General features: G+C 38.3%; 4 protein-coding genes, 1 pseudogene and 1 other annotated feature. All 5 genes and pseudogenes read right to left on the bottom strand.

What is annotated here, in order from left to right; genetic code table 11:
* Positions 1 to 457 precede the first annotated feature (457 nt).
* A complete protein-coding gene (locus ACFIQE_RS08190; protein WP_375707510.1) occupies positions 458 to 1,516 on the bottom strand; it encodes an abortive infection family protein in 1,059 nt (352 codons plus the stop codon).
* Positions 1,517 to 2,749: 1,233 nt separating this feature from the next.
* Positions 2,750 to 4,114, bottom strand: a complete 1,365-nt coding sequence (locus tag ACFIQE_RS08195; protein ID WP_375643666.1) for an MFS transporter — start codon at positions 4,112 to 4,114, stop codon at positions 2,750 to 2,752.
* A gap of 57 nt (positions 4,115 to 4,171) precedes the next feature.
* On the bottom strand, positions 4,172 to 5,428 hold the full coding sequence (locus ACFIQE_RS08200) for a cytochrome P450, cyclodipeptide synthase-associated (RefSeq protein ID WP_375707511.1): 1,257 nt from the start codon (positions 5,426 to 5,428) through the stop codon (positions 4,172 to 4,174).
* Positions 5,425 to 6,201 (bottom strand): tRNA-dependent cyclodipeptide synthase, encoded by a 777-nt coding sequence (locus ACFIQE_RS08205; protein WP_375707512.1) that lies wholly within the window; start codon positions 6,199 to 6,201, stop codon positions 5,425 to 5,427. The genes ACFIQE_RS08200 and ACFIQE_RS08205 overlap by 4 nt, the downstream gene beginning before the upstream one ends.
* Before the next feature lie 86 nt (positions 6,202 to 6,287).
* Positions 6,288 to 6,576, top strand: a sequence feature (23S ribosomal RNA rRNA prediction is too short).
* A gap of 94 nt (positions 6,577 to 6,670) precedes the next feature.
* A pseudogene (locus ACFIQE_RS08210) lies at positions 6,671 to 6,801 on the bottom strand (MFS transporter); the annotation flags it as partial.

A 6,801-nucleotide genomic window follows, 5' to 3' on the forward strand; every position in this document is an offset into this window, starting at 1 on the left:
TAGGGTAGGGAAAGAACGTATAGGTATGTAATTTACGCGCATAAAGGCTTTGTAGGAATTAGATCTAAACTCAGATTTTCTCTCTTTAGGGAGTTAAGACTTGTATTTTTATCATAATGACTAGCTTCTCCATCATAATATTTCTTCACGAGAGCTTTCCAAAAATAGTACACTAGCTAGTTTGTTCTTAAAAAAAATAATCAAGGCAATACTTTTGCACCATCCTCATTCGCCATCCTTAAGGGCGGCTTTTGCATTTACAGAAATTGCCCACTGACTTTAGAAGCGGAGCCTAGAAACGTGGGGAAGAGGAACACCATAGAGCGGTGTGACTACTCATGTTGTCATGCTATAGAAATATTTGGTTTTGTAGGGTAGAAGCAGCCACTCCCCTTTAATGCCTAAAAAGCATTAAAAATGGCACGAGAAAATGCTGGTAGTCGTGATATGGTTTTTATTATGGCTGATCCATGAGCTCTAAGATATAAATTGAGAGGGAATGGGCGGCATTAAAAGTTAAACGCGCATGGCGAGGCTTGAGATTGATTAGTTCAAAATCCTTTTCTGAGCGGCCATGCGCTGCACTTTTCTTGTTTCTTAACTTTATAGTACCATGCACAACTTGATACAGACCGGATGTGATCATTTTTAAGTCATTTTCATCTAGATCTTGATTTTTTAAGTTTTCTTGCTTCATATCTTCGGGATGGATCTTAGCTTTCTTAACGACTTCTTCCCATAAAGCAGGCAGATTATTACGGGCGTTTTCTGCATATAGGATAGAATGGTGGTCGAGATAAGCTTTGCAAGAGGCTTCCAACAGATTTGCTGCAAATAGAACTGCCTCCCTTGGATCTTTTTCTATATTTTCTAATGCTCTTTTTACTTCGATTTCTACTGCTGAAAGGCCTTTCTCTGCAATACGGTTTTGTAGCTCTTTTATAGAAAGAAGACCTGCTTTGATAATATATCCTCCACGCTGATATTCCAATCCATCTTTCTTTAACGTTTCTAAAATTTTACGTTGATCTTCTTTTAACTGTAGAGTTTTTTTGTATAACGATGAATTCAATCCGGTAGGGTCTGGATCATAATATTCTTTTTCCATAAAATCACTAAGCAGGTTACCAAGGAATTCAAGTGGTTCTTCGCATTGAGAATTGATTGCACGTAGCCACGCTTTAACTTTTTGGATTTTTGTACCTTCTAGAATCTCAGGAGGAGCAAATGATGCAATAAACAAGTCATCTAACTCGTTATGCGTATAATGGTGCGCAAACATTGGAGGGAGTAGTCCAATGATTGCAGAAGGGATTTTGTTTTTCTGAGATATTTTTTGCGGAGACGATAATTGCATTTTGTATCTTTGTAATATCAAAAAGTGGTATGTTGAGTGGTTTTTAGAGTATGATTTTATTGCCTGACCTTGTATAGAAGGTCGCGCAACAATTTTGTGGCTTATATAAGATTTGTGAAAGATAAATGCCATATTGTGTTTTATTTTTTCTCCTTTCATTGTTATAACAGTGAAGGGGGGAATAATGTGTGATAATTCGAAAAATATAGAATGAGAACAGAAGTATAATTTTGTATTATCGTAACTGCAATAGCATTCTTTATTGGCAGATTGTTTATTGGAGAGAAGGAAGTAGGCAATGCGCATAATCCCTGAACGGAAGGTTTTGTGACAAGAATTTCAATAATGGCATGTTACTAAATGTTGTGTGTGTTCTTTGCTTGTCAGAAAAAGTAGATGGCGCTCTTTATTTGCATAACCGGTATCGAGTAATGAGTAATGCGGGAGGCTAGTTTAAAATCTCGTTTATTCCGTTAAAGCTTACTGTTTTCTATAAAAAGACTGTTTTCATGATATCCGCTGTTAATCTCGCGTATTTGGTAGAGATGAAAATATAAACGTTTATCGTGTCTGTAAGGGAGCTTGAAGCAATGAAGTTATGTGTAAAAGAGTTCTGAAAAGCTTCTTTTGTCCGTAAAACTTATAAGGAAAATTTAAAGGCAGGAAAATGTTAGAGAAATCTAAGAGTACGCTGTGAAAATCAAGAAACAGTCTTTTTAGAGATGGTTTGCGGTCTGTCATCGTGCTTCATGATTTTCAATGTTTTTAAAATTTCTTTCTCAATGAGAGAGGGCTTTTTTATTAAAGCGGGGGAGATTTGTTATGACAGTTAACAATGAAATGGAGAGAAGATGCTGCTTTACCAGCTGTTTTTGTCGCTTCAGTTTCATTTGAACCTATTGTGATTATGAAAGCATAGTGATTCAATGACTTTGAAAAGGGGGGAATAACATTATCAAGTTTGCAATACAGTGCGATTTTTTGCATCGCGATGCGTGGCAGAAGATGGTCAGCATTTGGGGGCATTGTGGGTTCTATATTCTATGCTGGTTCTGTAGGGCGTCTGTTAGCGCATTTATGGAACTATTCCGCATTGAAACGCGTGCTTAATTTCGTGGATCTTTGCAAAGGTCTGATCAGAAAATCCCATATTTCAAGAGGTTTTTAGAGGGATTTAAAAGCACAGAGGTATCATAAAATTACAAACACCGTACGTTACTGGAGGTGATCAATTTTAGAGCTTAAGGAGCTTATCGGTTTAGTGTTCTTTCATAAAAATGATGAAGGCTGTGTTCAATGTCTCAGTGTGTTGGTTTCTCGAAAAGTGGTAAATGCTGTATGATTTTATATGCCATTGCCAATGTTATGGATAGGGTGTTCAAATAAAGCATATCATAAATCAAAATTCTTCTCTTTACGCGATAAGAGGAGGGCTAGGCAAAACAGTAAAAATGCAGCGATAGAGAATATGAAGAATACGATATATGTTTGGTTTAAGGACAGGGATTCTTCTGTCAGCGAATGGATCAAAAAGCCAGCGAATATACCCCCTAAGGCACCACCTATTTGCTGTAATATGCGTGTGATAACGGCTGTATCTTTGACGTATAAACTGTTGACATATTGGATGGGGGCGGAAAGGCAGACAATGGTGGCGATGCCAAGTCCTATGCCTCTTAGCAAGAATCCCAGTCCATCCATGCTTATATTATAGCCGAAGCATAATAACCCAAAGCTTGATATCACTAAACCAATTCCTATCATGAAAAAGGGAGATTTTTCTTTCCATTTTTGGTAAATAAATTTCCTGCCAATCCACGCACCTACTCCTTGCAGAGCAAGGAGGGCACCGATGATGAGAAGGCTCTTTTCATAGTTTCCTCCCATGGCAACGGCTAGTGGGAAATAAACGAGGAAGCTATAAAAAAGAAATGAAGCAACGAGCCCCATGATCATGAGCAATGTATAGCGCGCATTTTGAAATCCGCTAAAGACGATTAATTTGTTTTTTGCTTTCTGATTAGAAACAATGAATAATATGAGAGATATCACGGCTATAAGCGCTAGGATAAAGAGGGCGTTGTGGTTATTGATATTTCTGGCTTCTGTGAGGTAAAAAAACGAAAGAAGGGAGATGGAAAACGCTAAAAAAGCAAATAAGTTAAATTTTGTTTTTGTTGTTTCGTTGCTCTTTAAATGTTTTGCTCCAAGGGTGAGTGCCAATAAAATAAGCGGAATATTGATAAAAAATAACAAACGCCAAGACACATACTGAGCAAGCGAGGCGCCTACCAGCGGACCAAAGGCAGGAGCGAAAACTGTTGGTACGGCTATGGTGCCCATGGCTTGGCGCACGCGTGTCTGTCCAAATTGTAAGGCAATGATGGTTTGGCTAAGGGGCAGCAAAAGACCGGTCCCAAAACCTTGAACGATACGGGCAGATATAATAGTTGGAAAATTATAGCTTAATCCTACCCCCAGTGATCCAAGCATAAAAATGAAGCTTGCAAGAAGCCAAGTGCTTTTGATACCTATTCTTCCTTGCACAAAAGCGGCCATTAGCAGCCCTGGAACGGTGGCGAGAAAATAGGATGTTACAACCCATTGTATATTATTTTCTCCGACTGAAAAATAATGCGCAAGGTTAGGAAGGATGACATTGACAATGCTCCCGTCCAGCAGAGGAAGTATGCTGGAAATAATGACGGTATATATGACATACCTTTCTGTTTTTGTATAGGAATCTACCTTTTGCATTATTATGCCCCCTGTTGATATTCTTTAAAATATTGTCCCCGCCCCATTCCCAGACTTTTAAAAATTAACATGTGTTTGTGATGGCTGTGGTTTTGATATTGGGATAAATGTGATTGGGAGCGCTGATGGTCCCCTTGTATATAATCCCTCTTCCTCCAAAATGAAGCCATCAGTTAAGCTGATGTCAATGAGTTTATCGAGGAGTCTATTTGCCGTCAACTCAATCTGCATGAGAGCAAAAGCAGAACCTACACAAACGTGCACGCCTGCTCCAAAGGCTAAATGGTTTGCGGTCCTTATGAGACCCGCCCCAGTTTTACTGCCCCGTTTACGTTCTGGTATAAAATGATTGGGGTTCACAAAAATATCAGGATCACGGTTAGCTGCTCCAATCATACAAAAAACAAGAGAGTCGGCTGGTAATGTGACTCCTGCGAACTCTATCGCTTGATTGGTTTGGCGTGGTATAAGCTGAACGGGAGAAGTCAAGCGCAGTGTTTCTGTAATTGCATCGCCAAGAAGTCTCCTGTCATTTTGGATTTTTTCTAATTCATTTGGGTGTGTGAGTAAATGATAAAAAAGATAAGCTAATGTTTTATCAGCAGGCTCTATGGCGGCCAATAACATGTTAAGGACGAGAGCAACTATTTCAGAAGTTGTCATGCTATTAGCATCATTTGTTTTCTGGCATAAAACAGAGATTAAATCTTCTGATGAATTTTTGTCCCATTCTTCTATAAGTGGTGTTAAATAAGAGATGATATCTTTGCTGCACGATAAGCTGAATTCTTTTTCCTCATCTGATTGGTTTAGGCTGGTGACAAAAGATGCAACTCCCTTATGCCACATGGATATATCCTTGTAGCGATCTATTGGTAGGCCTAAGACCATTAATGTAACAAGCACACTATAGTCTTTACCGAATTCATTTATAATATCTATTTTCCCTTTTGCAAGATGCGGCACGAGAAGCTGGTCTATTATTTCTTCAATAATTTTAGTATAGTGCGTGCGGAACATTTTTCCAGTAAGTTTTGAAAGTATGGCGTGCCGCTTGCTATGGTGCTCATGCCCTTCCATTTGTGCCAATACGCGATCGCCCATTACCGGCTCTGCTCGAACGGCTAAGGGCGCTGTTGTAAAGCGGGTATCCTTCAAAATTGCGCTGACATCTTCATAGTGGCCAAAAAAATAAGCTTTAAGATTTTCATCCCAAAGAACAGAGTTAGAAGAATGTACAGTTTGGTATATATTGTATGGATTTTTTTGGAAATTTTTGTCCATAACGTTGAATTTAATAACGTTGCGCATCATTCATTTTCCCCTGAATCTTCAATCATAAACTGGTTCTTCTCATAAGTTTGCGTACATATCGAAACAATTCCGTGACCTTGTTGTTTATCAACACAGAGAGGTTGTTCACCATTGAGCAACAATTCTCCAACCGGCCATTCACGATGGTAAGCTAAAACTGAGTTTTCTCTATTAAGTAAAGATGGGCTATTTACGTAGAAAGGGATTTCATCAAAAATATATTCAAGAGAAATATTTGTTGTTTCTAAATTCTTTGTTTCTTCAATTGATAATCCCACGCTTTTTGCCCGACGTTCAACTGCTTGGATTGACATTTTCGTGCATAATTCACTAAATTTTTGGTTTGTTTTGTATAAATCTATAGCCTTTAATTTCAATTTTTTATAATTTTCATTTTGCTTGTATTGAGAGAAGTCAAGAATGCGAAATGATTTTTCTAAATTATAAGAATCATGAATATTATATAATATGCGTCTTATGCGATTGAGCTCTTTTTTTGTTTTCCTCTCTGCTTTAGCCTTAGTTGATCCAGAAGCTAATATAAGAAGCATGGCTGATTCTATATCTGGGAGCAATACGTCAATATCTTTGAATTTCTTTGCAGCCCAACATATGAGCTCAGTGATATATTTTTCTGAAAACCTTGTGTTGAACGGACTTATACCGATCATAAGATGTTGCTTCATCGCAATTAAACGAGAGCAGTTTTCCGATTGTCCCCTTATAGAAAACGAAAGACGGTTCATTACGTCTATTTCTTTTTGTAAACTCACACTCAATCCTCCCCCCCGCATTCTATTATGGTGATTGTGGGAATATAATTTATTTAAAGAACTGATAACCAATTATCGAATAGTGTCCCATTATGTAACAAATAAAAAGTGTCTTGTAAAGGCAATTACGGATAATTAATCTGTTAAGTTAACGTAAGATACACACGGGTATTTGTACCACTTTAGTCATGAACATGGGAGAGACTCCAAATCCCGATGTATAGGGTTTGACGTTTACCCAGTGCTGGAATGTTAAGAGGAGATGTGCAAGCATTGAATTGAAACCCCAGTAAACGGCGGCTGTAACTATAACGGTTTTAAGGAAGCAAGACTACTTGTCGGGAAAATTCCGATCTGTACGAATGGTGTAACGAGCTTCTCCGTTGTCTCCAACGTAGACTCAGTGAAATTGAACGCACTGTGAAGATGGAAAGTTTTGGCCGGTTAGATAGAAAGATGACATAGTCCGCTAACTATCATTAAGTCCCTTTTTTTGCACGACACTGTTCAAGATAAAACCTAAGATGCCAATGATAAACAGTGTGCTTTGGGTGTGATGCACTTTTACAAAACCGGCTCCTAGAAAGCCAAGGCACACCG

The sequence above is a fragment of the Bartonella sp. AA1HLJMS genome, assembly GCF_042197445.1.
Taxonomy (GTDB): domain Bacteria; phylum Pseudomonadota; class Alphaproteobacteria; order Rhizobiales; family Rhizobiaceae; genus Bartonella.